Origin of the sequence: Polaromonas sp. YR568 (assembly GCF_943369675.1) — a bacterium.
GTDB lineage: Bacteria > Pseudomonadota > Gammaproteobacteria > Burkholderiales > Burkholderiaceae_C > Polaromonas.
This window is the reverse complement of sequence record NZ_CALROB020000009.1, coordinates 100,744-116,597: the sequence shown is the minus strand read 5'-3', so window position 1 is coordinate 116,597 and position 15,854 is coordinate 100,744. Positions and strand designations below refer to the sequence as shown.

The 15,854-nt window shown below is 66.1% G+C and carries 13 protein-coding genes and 1 tRNA gene; 12 read left to right on the top strand and 2 right to left on the bottom strand.

Annotated features, from left to right (window positions below; genetic code table 11):
* Window positions 1–5: 5 nt before the first annotated feature.
* Window positions 6–1,823 carry a M61 family metallopeptidase gene (locus ACLV8F_RS06885; protein ID WP_411883523.1) on the top strand — a complete coding sequence of 606 codons (1,818 nt, stop codon included), beginning with the start codon at window positions 6–8 and terminating at the stop codon, window positions 1,821–1,823.
* A gap of 18 nt (window positions 1,824–1,841) precedes the next feature.
* On the opposite strand, the gene ACLV8F_RS06880 is transcribed toward ACLV8F_RS06885, so the two are convergent.
* Window positions 1,842–2,657 carry an enoyl-CoA hydratase-related protein gene (locus tag ACLV8F_RS06880; RefSeq protein ID WP_411883496.1) on the bottom strand — a complete coding sequence of 272 codons (816 nt, stop codon included), beginning with the start codon at window positions 2,655–2,657 and terminating at the stop codon, window positions 1,842–1,844.
* Window positions 2,658–2,757: 100 nt separating this feature from the next.
* Here ACLV8F_RS06880 and ACLV8F_RS06875 point away from each other — a divergent pair, with 100 nt between their 5' ends.
* The 9 genes from ACLV8F_RS06875 (at window position 2,758) to mdoH (ending at window position 13,045) form a co-directional block, all read left to right on the top strand.
* Entirely contained in the window at window positions 2,758–3,546 is a 789-nt protein-coding gene (locus tag ACLV8F_RS06875) for an enoyl-CoA hydratase (protein ID WP_411883495.1), read from the top strand.
* A 57-nt stretch (window positions 3,547–3,603) separates the two neighbouring features.
* Window positions 3,604–3,680, top strand: a tRNA-Met gene (locus ACLV8F_RS06870).
* A 97-nt stretch (window positions 3,681–3,777) separates the two neighbouring features.
* Window positions 3,778–4,278 carry a hypothetical protein gene (locus tag ACLV8F_RS06865; protein WP_411883494.1) on the top strand — a complete coding sequence of 167 codons (501 nt, stop codon included), beginning with the start codon at window positions 3,778–3,780 and terminating at the stop codon, window positions 4,276–4,278.
* 123 nt (window positions 4,279–4,401) lie between these two features.
* Window positions 4,402–5,757: a tRNA (N6-isopentenyl adenosine(37)-C2)-methylthiotransferase MiaB gene (gene miaB, locus ACLV8F_RS06860; RefSeq protein WP_411883493.1), complete on the top strand. Its 1,356-nt coding sequence runs from the start codon at window positions 4,402–4,404 to the stop codon at window positions 5,755–5,757.
* A 29-nt stretch (window positions 5,758–5,786) separates the two neighbouring features.
* Window positions 5,787–7,208: a sensor histidine kinase gene (locus tag ACLV8F_RS06855; protein ID WP_411883522.1), complete on the top strand. Its 1,422-nt coding sequence runs from the start codon at window positions 5,787–5,789 to the stop codon at window positions 7,206–7,208.
* A gap of 34 nt (window positions 7,209–7,242) precedes the next feature.
* Complete coding sequence (locus ACLV8F_RS06850) at window positions 7,243–7,878, top strand: hypothetical protein (RefSeq protein WP_411883492.1); 636 nt, start codon at window positions 7,243–7,245, stop codon at window positions 7,876–7,878.
* Between the two features lie 7 nt (window positions 7,879–7,885).
* Window positions 7,886–9,268 carry a sigma 54-interacting transcriptional regulator gene (locus ACLV8F_RS06845; RefSeq protein ID WP_411883491.1) on the top strand — a complete coding sequence of 461 codons (1,383 nt, stop codon included), beginning with the start codon at window positions 7,886–7,888 and terminating at the stop codon, window positions 9,266–9,268.
* 220 nt (window positions 9,269–9,488) lie between these two features.
* Window positions 9,489–11,069, top strand: coding sequence for a glucan biosynthesis protein G (locus ACLV8F_RS06840; RefSeq protein ID WP_411883490.1), 1,581 nt, complete (start codon window positions 9,489–9,491; stop codon window positions 11,067–11,069).
* The gene (gene mdoH, locus ACLV8F_RS06835; protein WP_411883489.1) at window positions 11,045–13,045 is read left to right on the top strand and encodes a glucans biosynthesis glucosyltransferase MdoH; all 2,001 of its coding nucleotides are present in this window, start codon (window positions 11,045–11,047) and stop codon (window positions 13,043–13,045) included. The genes ACLV8F_RS06840 and mdoH overlap by 25 nt, the downstream gene beginning before the upstream one ends.
* Window positions 13,046–13,105: 60 nt before the next feature.
* On the opposite strand, the gene ffh is transcribed toward mdoH, so the two are convergent.
* On the bottom strand, window positions 13,106–14,464 hold the full coding sequence (gene ffh, locus ACLV8F_RS06830) for a signal recognition particle protein (RefSeq protein WP_411883488.1): 1,359 nt from the start codon (window positions 14,462–14,464) through the stop codon (window positions 13,106–13,108).
* Window positions 14,465–14,566: 102 nt separating this feature from the next.
* On the opposite strand from ffh, the gene ACLV8F_RS06825 reads away from it, so the two are divergent.
* Together ACLV8F_RS06825 and ACLV8F_RS06820 are read left to right on the top strand one after the other, a co-directional pair.
* A complete protein-coding gene (locus ACLV8F_RS06825) occupies window positions 14,567–15,367 on the top strand; it encodes an inner membrane protein YpjD (RefSeq protein ID WP_411883487.1) in 801 nt (266 codons plus the stop codon).
* On the top strand, window positions 15,364–15,615 hold the full coding sequence (locus ACLV8F_RS06820) for a PP0621 family protein (RefSeq protein WP_411883486.1): 252 nt from the start codon (window positions 15,364–15,366) through the stop codon (window positions 15,613–15,615). The genes ACLV8F_RS06825 and ACLV8F_RS06820 overlap by 4 nt, the downstream gene beginning before the upstream one ends.
* The last annotated feature ends 239 nt before the right edge of the window (window positions 15,616–15,854 follow it).

Genomic DNA, 15,854 nt, shown 5'->3' with positions numbered 1-15,854 from the left:
CCAAGATGCCAGGCACCACCCGAACCACCCCTCCCCCTCTGCACTACCGCGTTGAAATTGGCGACCTCCACGCCCATCTCTTTCGCGTCACCCTGACGATCGCGCAACCCGAGGCGCTGCAGCGGGTTTCCTTGCCCGTTTGGATTCCCGGCAGCTACCTGGTGCGGGAGTTCTCCAAAAACCTGCAGAAGCTCGAGGCCCGGCAAACCGGCCGCACGCCGCTTGCCGTGGAGCAGCTCGACAAATGCACCTGGCAGGTCCAATGCTCCCCCGCCAGGCCGCTGGTGCTGCGCTACGAGGTGTATGCCAACGACAACTCGGTGCGCACCGCCTGGCTCGATGCGCACCGCGGATTTTTCAACGGCACCAGCCTGTGCCTGAAAGTGCAGGGCCAGGAAAAGTCCGAGCATGTGCTGGAAGTCCCGGCGCCCAAAGCCGTCAAAGGCTGGTCGCTGGCCACGGGCCTGGCGCCGCGCGACGCCGGCAAGCAGGGTTTTGGCAGCTATACCGCGGCCGACTATGACGAGCTGGTCGACTGCCCCGTGGAGATGGGCGCCTTCTGGAGCGGCACGTTCACGGTGCGCGGCGTGCCGCACCGCGTGGTGGTCGCGGGCGCTGCGCCCAGCTTCGACGGCGCCAGGCTGCTGGACGATACGCACAAGATCTGCGAAGCCGAGATCCGCTTCTGGCACGGCGCCAAAAAGCCGCCCTTCCAGAATTACCTGTTCATGCTCAACGCCGTGGACGACGGTTACGGCGGCCTGGAGCACCGCAACTCGACCGCGCTGATCTGCAAGCGGCAGGACTTGCCCCGCGTGGGCGAGCCGCGCACCAGCGAGGGCTACACCACGCTGCGCGGCCTGATCAGCCACGAGTATTTCCACACCTGGAACGTCAAGCGCCTGCGCCCCGCGGAATTTGAAAGCTACGACTACACCGGCGAAAACTACACCCGCATGCTGTGGTTCTTCGAAGGCTTCACCAGTTACTACGACGACCTGCTGCTGCGCCGTGCCGGCCTGCTGGACAACGCCGGCTACCTCAAGCTGCTCAACAAGACCATCAACCAGGTCATGCAGACGCCGGGCCGGCTGGTGCAGTCGGTGGCCGAAGCCAGCTTCGACGCCTGGGTGAAGTACTACCGGCAGGACGAAAACACGCCCAATGCCACGGTGAGTTACTACACCAAGGGCGCGCTGGTGGCGCTGTGCTTTGACCTCACGCTGCGCGGCGAAGGCAAGGAACACCACCGGGGCGCCAAAGCCGGCACGCTGGACGACGTGATGCGCGCCCTGTGGCTTCGCTGCAAGGCCGGGCCCATGCGCGAGGCCGATTTTGCGGAAGAACTCGCGGCGGCCGGGCACAGATCATTTGCGGCGGAACTCGCCACCTGGGTGCACGGCCGCGACGAGCTGCCGCTCAAGGCGCTGCTGCAGCAGCACGGCGTGGCCGTGACGGAGGAGCCCGCGCAGCTGGCCCACCGGCTGGGATTGCGCGTGGCTGAACACCAGGGCTCGGTGCAGGTCAAAAATGTGTTGCGCGGCGGCGCCGCCGAGCGCGCCGGCTTTGCGCCCGGGGATGAATGGCTGGGGCTGGAGCCCGCCGCTAAAAGCGCAACGCAGGGCACGAGCGGCGGCTGGCGCATGAGCCGGCTCGACGACCTGACACACTATGCCGGGAGCGCCAAAAAAGTCATCGCCCTGGTGTCGCGCGACAAGCGCCTGATGCGGCTGGAGCTGGCCATGCCGCCGGCGCTGACCACCTGGCGCCTGGCGGTGCAGGATGCCGCGCTGATGGACCACTGGCTGGGGCCCAAGGCCTGAGCCGGCTCCCAGGGCGGCCTACTCGCCTTTAAAAACCGCCGGCCGCTTTTCCAGGAAAGCGGCCACCCCCTCTAAATAATCGTGCGTGCGGCCCAGGGCCGACTGCATGTCGCGCTCCGCATCCAGTTGCTGGTGCAGCGTGCGGGTGATGCCCTCGCGCATCAGTTGCCGCGTGGCCACCAAAGCGAGCGTCGGCAGCGCGGCCAGCCGCTGCGCCAGGGCCATGGCGGCCGCCACCGGATCGTCGGCCACGTCCCAGATCAGGCCCCACTCTTTGGCCTGCGCCGCCGGCAATTTGTCGCCCGTGAGCGCCAGGCCCATGGCGCGGGCCAGCCCCAGTTTTTGCACCAGCAGCCAGCTGCTGCCGGCGTCGGGCACCAGGCCAATCTTGCTGAAGGCCTGAATGAAGCTGGCGCCGGGCGCGGCCACCGCCATGTCGCAGCTCATGGCCAGCGAGGCGCCGGCTCCCGCGGCCACGCCGTTGACGGCGGCCACCGTGGGCATGCGAAGCGCCAGCAGCCGGCGCGCCGTGGGATTGAAGGCCTGGTCGATCAGCGGGCCCGGGTCGGCGCGCTCGACGAGGCGGGGGCCGGGCGCGAAATCAAATTCCGACAGGTCGGCGCCGGCGCAAAAGCCGCGGCCCGCTCCGGTGATCACCAGCGCGCGAACCTGCGCGTCGGCCTCGGCCCGGTCCAGCGCGGCCCACAACTCGCCGTGCATCTGCCGGGTGAAACTGTTGAGCGCCTGCGGGCGGTTCAGCGTGACGACGGCCACGGCGCCCTCGGTCTCGTACAACACAGAGGGTTCGGTGGAGGAAGGTGAAGCGGTGGTCATGGGCTGGGTCTCCTGCCTCGAATCTAGCACCCGCGGCGTAGCCCGGGGTTCCCGCCTCATGGCATCATTGCCCCAGCATTCCCCTCCAAGGACCTCTCCCATGACCTACGAAACCATTGAAACCCGCACCGAAGGCCCGGACGGCCGCAAGGTCGGCATCGTCACGCTGAACCGGCCCAAACAGCTGAACGCCCTGAACGACCAACTGATGGACGAACTGGGCGCCGCGCTCAAGGCCTTTGACGCCGACGAGGGCATAGGCTGCATGATCCTGACCGGTAGCGAAAAGGCTTTCGCGGCCGGCGCAGACATCGGCGCCATGGCCGGCTACGGCTTTGCCGACGTCTACAACCAGGACTACATCACCCGCAACTGGGAGCAGATCCGCGGCGTGCGCAAGCCGGTCATTGCCGCCGTCAGCGGCTTTGCCCTGGGCGGCGGCTGCGAGCTGGCCATGATGTGCGACTTCATCATCGCCGCCGACAACGCGCGCTTCGGCCAGCCCGAGATCAAGCTGGGCATCATCCCGGGCGCCGGCGGCACGCAGCGCCTGCCGCGCGCGGTGGGCAAGTCCAAGGCCATGGACATGGCCCTGACCGGCCGCATGATGGACGCCCAAGAGGCCGAGCGCTCGGGCCTGGTCAGCCGGGTGGTGCCGCTGGACAAACTGATGGACGAGGCCCTGGGCGCCGCCCTGCTGATCTGCGGCTTCGGCCAGATCAGCGTCATGGCCGCCAAGGAAGCCGTCAACCGCTCGTTTGAAAGCGGGCTCAGCGACGGCGTGATGTTTGAGCGGCGCCTGTTCCACGCGATGTTTGCCACCGAGGACCAGAAAGAAGGCATGGACGCTTTCGTGAACAAACGAAAACCGTCGTTTAAACACAAGTGAGCCTGGACGCGAGTGGGTTTATAAACCGCCTCAGTTTTGGCTATAATATTAGGCTTCGGTCGTATAGCTCAGTTGGTTAGAGCGCAGCATTCATAATGCTGATGTCGGTGGTTCAAGTCCACCTACGACCACCAAATTCACCTGCAAAGCCTCAGAGGGTCCGCCCCCTGGGGCTTTGTTCTTTGGTGTTTTGTTATGCTTTTGCTTATTCACAGCCTCTGGACACATACCATGAACCGCTGCAACCTCCGTCTCACCCCTTCCCTCGTGGCACTGACCGCCTCTGCCGGCTTGCTGGGCCTGCCCGCGCTGGCCCAGACCGACCAGAGCACCCAGGCGACCGAAAGCACTCCCACCGAGCCGGTCAAGCCCAACGTCCGGAAATTCCCGCCCAAGGCCGTCCGCGGCGAAATGGTGGTGCTGGCGCCGCCGGTCATCGGCATAAACGGCAAGCAGGCGCGGCTGTCCGTGGGCGCCCGCATACGCGACGTCAACAACCATTTCGTGTTGTCAAGCGCCTTGCTGAACCAGAAGCTGGTGGTGAATTACGTGCTCGACAACACCGGCCTGGTGCATGAAGTCTGGATCCTCAACGCGGAGGAAGCCAAGGAAAAGCGTCCGGGCGACAGCACGACCTTCTTCAACTTCATCACCGGCGGCGGCCCCAGCACCCCCGCACAGGCGGACAACGGCAAGACGCCGTACGACCAGTTGCCCGCCTACAACCGCTGAGTGATTGCGCCCCCGCGGGCATAAGACGACATCCATCGTCCTTCATCGGCATTTTTCCCTTTCATACGGGCCGGGCAGCTCTCCATCCGACAGCGAAGCCAGCGGCCAACCCGCCAGCAGATCATGAGTAAAAAAGTCTTTATCAAAACCTTTGGTTGCCAGATGAACGAGTACGACTCGGACAAGATGTCCGACGTGCTGAATGCGGCCGAGGGCTACGAGCCCACACAGGACATGGAGCAGGCCGACCTGATCCTGTTCAACACCTGCTCGGTGCGCGAAAAGGCACAGGAAAAAGTCTTCAGCGATCTGGGCCGCGTCAAGCACCTGAAGGAAAAAGGCGTGCTGATCGGCGTGGGCGGCTGCGTCGCCAGCCAGGAAGGCGCGGCCATCATCCAGCGCGCACCTTACGTCGACGTGGTCTTCGGCCCCCAGACCCTGCACCGCCTGCCGCAGCTGCTGGCCAACCGTGCCCGGCTGGGCAAGCCGCAGGTCGACATCAGTTTTCCCGAGATCGAAAAATTCGACCACCTGCCGCCTGCGCGGGTCGAGGGCGCCAGCGCCTTCGTGAGCATCATGGAAGGCTGCTCCAAATACTGCAGCTACTGTGTGGTGCCCTACACCCGCGGCGAAGAGGTCTCGCGCCCCTTCGAGGACGTGCTGGTCGAAGTCGCGGGCCTGGCCGACCAGGGCGTCAAGGAAGTCACCCTGCTCGGGCAGAACGTCAACGCCTACCGCGGCCCCATGAGCACGCGTATCGGCGGCACGGCCGAGATCGCCGATTTCGCGACGCTGCTCGAATACGTGTCCGACATCCCGGGCATTGAGCGCATACGCTACGTCACCAGCCATCCCAACGAGTTCACGCAAAGCCTGATCGACGCCTACGCCAAACTGCCGAAGCTGGTGAACCACCTGCACCTGCCGGTGCAGCACGGCTCCGACCGCATCCTGATGGCGATGAAGCGCGGCTACACCGCCATGGAATACAAAAGCACGGTGCGCAAGCTGCGCGCCATCCGCCCCGACCTGGCCATGAGCAGCGACTTCATCGTCGGCTTTCCCGGCGAAACCGAAGACGACTTCAACAAGCTGATGAAGCTGGTCGACGAGATCGGCTACGACACCTCGTTCAGCTTCATCTACAGCCCGCGCCCCGGAACGCCGGCCGCGGCGCTGCACGACGACACGCCGCACGAGGTCAAGCTCAAGCGCCTGCAGCACCTGCAGGCCACCCTCGACGACAGCGTGCGCGCCATTAGCGCCAGCCGCCTGGGCACGGTGCAGCGCATCCTGGTCGAAGGCGCCTCGCGCAAGGACCCGACCGAACTCATGGGCCGCACGGAATGCAACCGCGTGGTCAACTTCAAGGGCCAGCCGCGCCTGATCGGCCAGATGCTGGACATCAGCATCACCCAGGCGACACAGCGCTCGCTGCGCGGTGAAGTCCTGACGCGGGACCTCGCCGTCGCGGCCTGAAGCCGCCCTTGCCCAAACACACGACGCGCATGCTGCAACGATTTTCGTTCCGGCAACTGCTGGTGATCGCATTCCTGCTGATCGCCGCCCTGCTGGGCGCCGCCTCGCTGCGGGCGCTGTTCACCCTGCAAGATCTTTCGCTGCAAAGCCGTGACAACGCCGCGCGGGCGCTGGAGCTGAGCGGTGCGGCGCAGTCGCTCAGCGAGCGCAGCATCTCGATGGAGCGCACCTCGCGGCAGTCGGTGGTGCTGGACGACCGGGTGCTCAGGGAACGCTTTACCGCGGAAGCGCGGGAAACCGCCGACATCCTGACGGGCCTCGCCCGCGAGGACATTCCCGTTGCCAGGGCCCGGCAGTGGCGCGCGCATTTGCAGGCCATCGCCGGCCTGCTGGCCGGCCCGCCCGACACGGCACTGGAGCGTGAGCGCCAGCTGGCGCAGGAATTCCGCGAACTGGAGGGCATCAACGCCGCCATTGCGGTGCAGGTGCAGCAGGCCATCCAGCAGCGCAACAAGTCGCTCGAAGGCAAGCTGGAGGCCAGCCGCCAGCGCCTGACCCAGCAGGTGACCTGGGCCATCGTGCTGGCGGTCGCCATGGCGCTGGCCTTCGGCGTGTGGTTCACCTTGCCGCTTCGGCGCCTGGAAAACGCCATCGTGGGCCTGGGCGAAAACCGGCTCGACCAGGTGATCGCCATCCAGGGGCCGGCCGACCTGGCGCTGGTCGGGCAGCGGCTGAACTGGCTGCGCCTGCGCCTGGTGGAGCTGGACGCCGACAAGTCGCGCTTTTTGCGCCATATCTCGCACGAGCTCAAGACGCCGCTGGCCTCACTGCGCGAAGGTGTGTCGCTGCTGGAGGACGGCGTGGCCGGCACGCTGAGCAACGACCAGCGAGAGATCGCGCAAATCCTGCGGCACAACACCGGCGTGCTGCAAAGCCAGATTGAAGACCTGCTGCGTTTCAACACCGCCGCGTTCGAAGCGCGCCAGTTGCACCGCCAAAGCACCGAGCTGCTGCAGCTCATGGAAGACCAGGTCTATGCGCAGCGCCTGCAGTGGCGCGCGCGCGAACTGGCGGTGACCGTCGTGGGCGAGCCGCTGGTGATGGAAATCGACGCCGAGAAAATCGGCACCGCGCTGGCCAACCTGCTGTCCAACGCCATCCGCTATTCGCCGGCCAAGGGCCTGATCCGGCTGGAACTCAGCGTGCAGCGGGGTTTTGTGCGCATCGACATCCACGACCAGGGCGTCGGCGTGGCGCAGGGCGACCGTGAGCGCATCTTCGAGCCCTTTTACCGCGGTGAACGCCAGCCGGTCGACGTGGTTCGCGGCAGCGGCATCGGCCTGTCCATCGTGCACGAATACATCGCGGCGCACGGCGGCAGCATTGCCCTCATGCCGGACCAACCTGGTGCACACTTCAGGATAGAACTCCCCCATGTTTCCAAGCACTGAATTTTTCATACTCCCTACCCGAACGCCTGCCCGCATGACCCTGCCTTTTCGCCACAGCCTGATTGCCGCCATGGCCGCAGCCCTGCTCGCGGGCTGCGGCGCCGGCCCGACCGGCCAGCGCGCGGACACGGCGGCCGCCCAGGCGCAGCTCTCGGCGGCGGCCGCCGAAGCGGCACGCGCCAGCGCCAGCCAGCCCGCGCCGGTGACGCACACGCCTCCTGTCGTGGACGACGCCACGGCGCGCATGCTGGCCTACGCCGAACGCGTGCGCCTGATGCAGCCGCCCGAGCTCAACCAGGAAATCGCGCGGCTCGGCGAGGCCACCAGCCCCAGCGCGCAGCTGCAGCTGTCTCTGGTGTTGAGCCAGTTGCGCCAGCTGCCCGAGCTGGTGCGCGCCCAGGAACTGCTGGCGCGCGTGCTCGGCAATCCCGAAGCCCAGGCGCTGCACCCGCTGGCGCGGCTGCTGGCCTCGCGTTACGGTGAACAGCGCCGCCTGGAGGAACAACTGGATAAACAGAACCAGCAACTGCGCGACGTGCAGCGCCGGCTGGACCAGACCAACGAGCGGCTGGAAGCGCTCAAGGCGATCGAACGCAGCCTGACCAGCCGCCAGCCCGCCGCCCCGGCCTCCGCCCCTTCGGGCAACCGGGCGCGGCCCACTTCGCCATGAGAGCGCCATGAACGACAGCGCCAGCGCCATTTCACCCCACCTGCTCGTCGTGGACGACGATGCGGACATGCTGCGCCTGCTCACCATGCGGCTCACGGCGGCGGGTTATCGCGTCACCGCGGTCACCTCTGCCGAGGCGGCGCTGACCCAGCTGCATATCGAGCGGCCGCAACTGGTGCTCAGCGACGTGCGACTGCCAGGCCGTGACGGCCTGGCGCTGTTCGACGACATCCGCCAGCAGCACCCCTCCCTGCCGGTAATTTTGCTGACCGCCCACGGCACCATCCCCGATGCGGTCGAAGCCACCGAGCGCGGCGTCTTCACTTACCTGACCAAGCCTTTTGACGGCAAGGGACTGCTCGACAAGATCGCCCAGGCCCTGGCCTTGAGCGCCCCCGCGAACCCGGCCAAAAGGGGTAGCCCCGAAGCCTGGCAGAACCAGATCATCAGCCGCTCCAGCCGGATGGCCGAGGCGCTGGCCGAGGCGCGCATGGTGGCGCAGTCCGACGCCAGCGTGCTGCTGCGCGGCGAAAGCGGCACCGGCAAGGAGTTGCTGGCCCAGGCCATCCACCAGGCCGGCGCGCGCGCCAGCAAGCCCTTTATCGCGGTGAACTGCGGCGCCATTCCCGAAGCGCTGCTCGAATCCGAGCTGTTCGGCCACGTCAAGGGCGCCTTCACCGACGCGGTGGCCAACCACAAGGGCTTGTTCCAGGCGGCCGACGGCGGCACGCTGCTGCTCGACGAAATCGGTGACATGCCGCCGGCCCTGCAGGTCAAGCTGCTGCGCGTGCTGCAGGAGCGCGTGGTGCGGCCGCTGGGCTCCAGCCAGTCGATCCCGGTGGACGTGCGCATCATCTCGGCCACGCATCGCGACCTGGACGCCGCCATGGCCGAAGGCCAGTTCCGCGCCGACCTCTATTACCGGCTCAACGTCGTCACCCTGACCCTGCCGCCGCTGTCGGAGCGCCGCGAGGACATCCCCCTGCTGGCCAACCACTTCCTGCTCAAGCTGGCCGCCAAGTACGACAAGCGCCTGAGCGGCTTCGCGCCCGAAGCCATCAAGGCGCTCACCACGGCCGCATGGCCGGGAAATGTGCGCCAGCTCTACAACGTGGTGGAGCAGGTTTGCGCGCTGTCGACCACGCCGCTGGTGCCGCTGGCGCTGGTGCAGCGGGCCCTGCGCTCGCCCAGCGTGCAGGTGCTCACGTTCGCCGAAGCCAAACAGCATTTCGAGCGCGACTACCTGGTGGGCCTGCTCAAACTGACGGATGGCAACGTGGCCGACGCGGCACGGCTGGCGGACCGCAACCGCACAGAGTTTTACCGCCTGATGCAAAAACACGGCCTTACACCGGGCCACTTCAAGGCCGACCCCAGCACTCAGGCCTGAAAGTCCGGGCAACACGTCGCTGGCTGGCGACAGCACCAAGCTGTTGATTTAAAAAGACTTTCCTGTTTAGTTAGCGATAACTTGTCGCTGGTTGGCGACAAAAACAGCGGTTTCTACCGCCTTTCAGGCCACGCCGACCTGACGGAATTCAAAGTCTCTTCCAAGTTATTGATTTAAAACAACTTTTCAAAGCTGGCACAGGGTTTGCCCTAGTCATGCTATGCCAGCTTTTTTCCTGCCTTTTCAGCGCAGCTTCAGCGCCCTCCGTCGGACCCGTTCCGCGGCCTCGGCGTGCCTGGCCGCCCTGCTGCTGGTAGCGGGCCAGGCGCAGGCCTTCAGCCTGGACGATGTGGCTGCGATGGCGCGCCAGCGCTCGCAAACGCCCTGGCGAGAGGCCTCCCACGCGGTGCCCGCCGAACTCGCGAAGATGGAGTACGACGACTACCGCGACATTCGTTTTAACGCCGACAGCACGCTCTGGCGTGCCGACAAATTACCCTACGAGGCGAACTTTTTCCATGTCGGCCGGCACGGTGATTCCGTTCGCATTCACGAAATCACGACAGAGGGTGTGAAGCCCCTGCCCTACGACCCGGCCACTTTCAATTTCGGAAAAAACAAATTGTCACCGCAGACCTGGGGCGACCTGGGCCACGGCGGTGTGCGCTTTTTCAGCAACCTCAATTCGCCCACCTACAAGGACGAGCTGGTGGTGTTTACCGGCGCCACCTACTTCCGCGCGCTGGGCGCGGGCCAGCGTTATGGCGTCTCGGCCCGCGGCCTGGCCGTGGACACCTCGGGTGGCGGCAAGGAAGAATTTCCGCGTTTCACCGACTTCTGGCTCGAAAAGCCCGCCGGCGATGCGAAGCAGCTGACGGTCTATGCCCTGATGGATTCGGAGCGCATGACGGGCGCCTACCGCTTCGAAATCACGCCCGGCGAGCAGACCAGCACCCAGGTGCAGGCGCGCATTTTCATGCGCCCGGCCGCCACCAGCGGCAACAGCGCGCCGGTGGCCACGCTGGGCATCGCGCCGCTGACCAGCATGTTTTTCTCCGGTGAGAACCAGCCCCGGCCCGGTGATTTCCGGCCTGAAGTGCACGACTCGGATGGCTTGATGATGGCTACCGGCGAGGGCGAATGGCTGTGGCGGCCGCTGCAGAACCCGTCGGCCCCGGTGACGACCTCTTTCAGCATGAAGTCGCTCAAGGGCTTTGGCCTGATGCAGCGCGACCGCAGCTTCGCCAGCTACGAAGACACCGAAGCCCGCTATGAACTGCGGCCCAGCGCCTGGATCACGCCCGTCGGCGACTGGGGCCCGGGCCGGGTCGAGATGCTGCAATTCACCACGCCCGACGAGACGCACGACAACGTCGCGGCCTACTGGGTGCCCGAAAAAATGCCGGCGCCCGGCCAGTCGCTGGACATTGCCTGGCAAGTCAACTGGCAAGGCAAGAACCAGCAGTTGCCGCCCAACGGCTGGGTCACGCAATCACGCCGCGGCATCGGCTATTCGAAGGCCGGCACCGACCTCACGGGCCAGGTCCAGTTCGTCATCGACTTTGCCGGCCCGGCACTCGATGCCTTGCCGGAAGACGCCAAGGTCGAAGCGATCTCCAGCGCCGACGGCAACGGCCGCGTGCTGGAAAGCATTGCCTACAAAAATCCCGCCACCGGCGCATGGCGCATGACGCTGCGCGTGCAGCGGCTGAACCCGGCCCAGCCGGTTGAACTGCGCGCCTTCCTGAAACACGACAACCACACCGTAAGCGAAACATGGACCAACCTGATCACACCCTGATACCGTCCGGCACGCGCAGCCCCCTGCGCGAGGAACGTCATCCGAATTCGGTCACGGCGCCGCCGCTGAACCGCGGCTCCATGGCGCCGCGCCCCTGGCGCGGCTTCTGGAACAGCATGGCGACCGCCCTGCTGCTGCCCATGGTGACGCTGTTCAAGGCCGCCAGCCCGGCGCCGCAACGCCCCCTGCCCGCCGCCCGGCAAGAACCATGGCAGCGCGCGGCGAAACGCCGCCGCGCGGTGTTCCTGCTGCTCACGCTGGTCAGCACGGTGCTGGCGACCAGCATCTTTGCCGACATGCAACCCGACTACGACAACGCCTGGCAGCAGTACGGCCAGATCACGCTGTTCGCGCTGCTGTCCGCCTGGGTCGTGACCGGCTTCATGACCGCGATGATGGGTTTCTATGTGACGATCTTCGGCGACAAGCACGCGCTGTCGTCAAAGAAAGTCCAGCACTACCCGCTTGATGCCTCCACGCGCACCGCCATCATCATGCCGATCTGCAATGAGGACGTGCGCACCGTGTTCGCCGGCCTGCGCGCCACCTGCGAGTCGGTCGCGATGACCGGCCATGTGAAAAACTTCGACGTGTTCGTGCTGTCCGACAGCAACAACCCGGCCATCATCCAGGCCGAGCGCGCCGCCTGGGAAGACCTGCGCACCCAGCTGGCCGCTCACCCGGAGCAGCCGCAGATCGAGGTCTACTACCGCCTGCGCAAGCGCCGCACCGACCGCAAGGCCGGCAATGTGGCCGACTTCTGCCGCCGCTGGGGCAAGGACTACCGCTACATGGTGGTGCTTGACGCCGACAGCGTGATGAGCGGCGACTGCCTGGTCTCCATGGTCAAGCTGATGGAAGCCAACCCCAAGGCCGGCATTATCCAGACCGCCACCCAGGCCATCGGCCACGTGACGCTGCATGCGCGCGCGCAGCAGTTCGCCTCGCGCGTGACCGGCCGCCTGTTCACGCTGGGCATGCAGTTCTGGCAGATGGGCGAGTCCCACTACTGGGGCCACAACGCCATCATCCGCATCGCCCCTTTCATGGAACATTGCGCGCTGGCCCACATCAAGGGCACGGGCGGCATGGCCGGCAGCATCATGTCGCACGACTTCGTCGAGGCCGCGCTGATGCGCCGCGCCGGTTACCACGTCTGGCTGGTGGGCGACCTGGTGGGCAGCTACGAACAGCAACCGCCCGACCTGCTGGCCGAGCTGCAACGCGACCGCCGCTGGTGCCAGGGCAACCTGCAGAACTCGCGCCTGATCGCCGAGCCGGGCATACACCCTGTGCACCGCTCCATGTTCGGCACCGGCGCGATGGCTTATCTGTCGGCGCCGCTGTGGCTGTGTTTCCTCACGCTCGGCACCGCGCTGTGGCTGTCGGGCTCGCCCATGGTCGCCGACTGGATGCTGCTGCCGGGCGAGTTGATGGCACTCTGGGGCTGGACGCTGTGCATGCTGTTCCTGCCGCGCATCCTGGGTATCGTCGCCGTGCTGGTCAACCGCCAGCAGCAGTCTTACGGCGGCACCGCCGCCCTGCTGCGCAGTGCGCTGCTGGAAACCCTGATCGCGCTGCTGCAGGCGCCCATCCGCATGCTGGCGCACTCGCTGTTTGTAGTAGTGGCGCTGACGGGCCTGAAGCTCGAATGGAAGTCGCCCCCGCGCGAAGCGGCCGCGGTGCCCTGGCGCCACGCGCTGGCGCAACTGGCGCCCATGTCCGGCGTGATCGCGCTGCTGGCGGTCGGCATCGCCGTGATCGACGCGCGCGCGCTGGTCTGGCTGATCCCCGTGGGCCTGCCGCTGCTGCTGGCCATCCCCATGACCGTGCTCACCAGCAAGGTCGGCGTGGGCACGGCCCTGCGCGCGCAAAACTATTTGCTGATTCCCGAAGAAACCCGCTCACCGGCGGTGCTGCGCCGCGCCTGGCTGCATGCGAGCCGGCTGGGCCAGCCGCTGCTGAAAGCGGCCTGAAATTCCCTTCTCAAATAAAAAAGCCGCTTGATCAAGCGGCTTTTTTGATGACCGGGTTCTTCAGAATTTGGGCATGCCTTTCATGCCACCCATGCGCTTCATCATCTTCATCATGCCGCTGCCCTTCATTTTTTTCATCATGCCCTGCATCTGCTCGAACTCGTTGAGCAGGCGGTTGACTTCCTGGACGTGAACGCCGGAGCCGGCGGCGATGCGGCGCTTGCGGGTGGCCTTGATGAGCTCGGGCTTGCGGCGCTCCAGCGGCGTCATGCTCTGGATGATGCCTTCCTTGCGCTTGATGTCTTTTTCGGCCTTGTCCATGTCGACCTGGCCGGCCTTGGCGCTCATGTGTGCGGGCAGCTTGTCGAGCAGGCTGGACAGCCCGCCCATGTTCTTCATCTGCTGCAGCTGGCCCAGGAAGTCATTGAGGTCAAAGCCGTCGCCCGACTTGATCTTGGCGGCGAGCTTCTGGGCCGAAGCCATGTCCACACCGGCCGCCACCTGCTCGACCAGCGCGACGATATCGCCCATGCCCAGGATGCGGCCGGCGTGGCGTTCGGCGTCGAACACCTCCAGGCCGTCGATCTTCTCGCTGGTGCCCGAAAACTTGATGGGCGCGCCGGTGACCTGCCGCACACTGAGCGCCGCGCCGCCGCGCGAATCGCCGTCGGTCTTGGTCAGGATGATGCCGGTCAGCGGCAGCGCTTCCTTGAAGGCCTTGGCGGTATTGACCGCGTCCTGGCCCTGCATGGCGTCGACGACGAACAGGGTCTCGACCGGGTTCAGGATGGCATGCAGTTCCTTGATTTCCGCCATCAGAGCTTCGTCGATGGCCAGGCGGCCGGCCGTGTCCACCAGCAGCACATCAAAGAAATGCCTGCGGGCGTAATCGATCGCGGCACGGGCGATGTCGGCCGGCTTCTGGTCGGGCGTGCTGGGGAACCATTCGGCGCCGGCCTGCTTGGTGACCGTCTTGAGCTGCTCGATGGCGGCCGGGCGGTAGACGTCGCCCGAGACCGTCAGCACTTTCTTTTTGCGCTTTTCGATCAGGTGCTTGGCCAGCTTGGCCGTCGTGGTGGTTTTACCCGCGCCCTGCAGGCCGGCCATCAGGATGACGGCCGGCGGCTGGGCCGCCAGGTTGATGTCGCTCACGCCCTCGCCCATGGTGGCGGCGAGTTCCTTGCTGACAATGCCTACCAGCGCCTGCCCCGGCGAAAGCGAGCCCATCACCTCCTGGCCCAGCGCTTTTTCCTTGACGCGGGCGATGAAGTCGCGCACCACCGGCAGGGCCACGTCGGCCTCGAGCAGGGCCATGCGCACCTCGCGCAGCATGTCCTGCACATTGGATTCGGTGATGCGGGCCTGGCCGCGCATTTCCTTGACGAGGCGGGATAACTTGTCGGTGAGGGCTGAGGCCATGGGGAGGCGCCACGGGCGTGGGGCAGTTAGGTGAGGGGACGAAAGGCTGCCGCGGGGCGACGGGAAGGCCGCCGGCAAAGCAGTAAAGGCTAAACTCTAGCCATGATTTTAGCTTTGAGCGACTGGTGGGGTCTTGCGGCAGCAGCCGGCGCCGCCATCGCCTATGCCGTCCTGGCACTGGCCACGCCGCGCCTGGGCCCCGGCACCATACGCGGCATGCTGTCGGCCGCCTGGCTGCTGCACGCGCTGGCGCTGGCCGACGGCCTTCTCGGCGAACCTGCCCGTTTCGGCTTTGCGCCCGCGCTGTCCATGACGGTCTGGCTGGTGCTGACCGTGTACGCCATCGAAAGCCGCCTCTTCCCGCAGATGCAGGCCCATTGGGCGCTGGCTGGCCTGGGCAGCGTGGCTGTCATCCTGGCGGCGATTTTCCCGGGCACCACCTACCACGCGATCGCCTCGCCCTGGCTGCCCGTGCACTGGGCACTGGGCATCGCGTCTTACGGATTGTTCGCGGCGGCGGTGGTGCACGGCTGGCTCATGACGCGCTCCGAGCGCTCGATCCGGCAGGCCGCGCAAACCGACGCCGGCGTGCCGCTGATGACGCTGGAACGACTGACCTTCCGTTTCGTCGAAGCCGGGTTCGTGTTGCTGTCTGCGACGCTGTTCGTCGGCTGGCTGTTCGCCGAAACGCTTTACGGCCCGGGCCTGGCCTGGAAGTGGAACCACAAGACCGTGTTCTCGGTGCTGGCCTGGCTGACCTTTGCCGGCCTGCTGATCGGCCGCGCGCGCCTGGGCTGGCGCGGCCGCAAGGCGGTTCATGTGCTGTACCTGGGCTCGGGCCTGCTGCTGCTGGGCTATGCCGGTTCACGCTTTGTGCTTGAAGTCATCCTGAGGCGCGCATGAAGTACCTGCTGGTCATGGGCTTGGTGCTGGTGGTGTTCTGGATCTGGCGGCACAACCGCGAAGCGGAACGGGATGCCGCTGCGGCGGCCCGCCCTCCCGCCCCGCCGCAGCGCGAAACCGCCGTCACGGAAATCGTGGCCTGCGAGGTCTGCGGTGTGCACCTGCCGAAATCCGAGGCCCTGATCGGCAACCGCGGTATTTACTGCAGCGACGCGCACCGCCGCCAGGCGGGAGGCCAGGGCCTGTGAACACTGTGTTTACAAATGCGAATGGGGTGAAAACGGCCCCAATCAAGGCGCGCGACGAATCCCAGACCGGGAGTCTGGGTGAGGAGCGCAACGCGGAGTGGGGCCGTTTTCACCCCATTCCCTCCGGGTTGCGATCAAAAAGACCTTGCGCGGCGTTGCAAAGCCTTGACGGGGTTCACCCCGCCTGCGTTTTGCGCCTTGCTCAAGGCCTTTTTGATCGCAACGCATCTTGCAAACAC